This is a genomic window from Streptomyces sp. AC627_RSS907, from assembly GCF_019049165.1.
On record NZ_JAGMUE010000483.1, the window covers coordinates 1 to 574 of the forward strand.

Genomic DNA, 574 nt, shown 5'->3' on the forward strand with positions numbered 1-574 from the left:
GCGATCTGCGTCCAGCCGAGGAAGGCCAGCGCGCCGATGACGACGGGCACCGAGCGGTCGGTGAACGCGTTCAGCACGACGAGCGCGCCGAGCAGGAACGGGATACCGAAGAACACGTCGGTGATGCGCGAGAGCAGCGCGTCAAGCCAGCCGCCGAAGTAGCCGGCGAGCATGCCCATCAGGCCGCCGACGATGGTCACGATGACCGTGACGCCGACGCCGACCTGGATGGAGGCGCGGGTGCCGTAGATAACCCGGGCGTAGATGCTGCGGCCCTGGTTGTCGTAGCCGAACCAGTCCGCCGTGAAGAAGCTGCCCAGCTCCGGCTTCTTGAGGAAGTGGTTGGTCAGGTCCGCGTCGCGCGGGTCGGCGCTGGTGAACCAGCCCGGGAAGAGCGCGATGAAGAGCAGCAGCACCACGAGGAAGCTGGAGATGATGAAGTACGGGTTGCGCCGCAGGTCGCGCCAGGCGTCGCCCCACAGGCTGCGGGCCTTCTCCTCGCGCACCTTGTCCTCGAGCGACGGGCCGGCGGCCGGTGCCTTCGGGCTGGTGGGGGTCGCGCCTCGATCTGCGG

Annotated in this window: 1 protein-coding gene; it reads right to left on the reverse strand. The window is 68.8% G+C overall.

The genetic code is table 11. The features are described from left to right. A partial coding sequence (locus KUM32_RS36605; RefSeq protein WP_374227593.1) for an ABC transporter permease occupies positions 1-574 on the reverse strand: 574 nt, incomplete at both ends.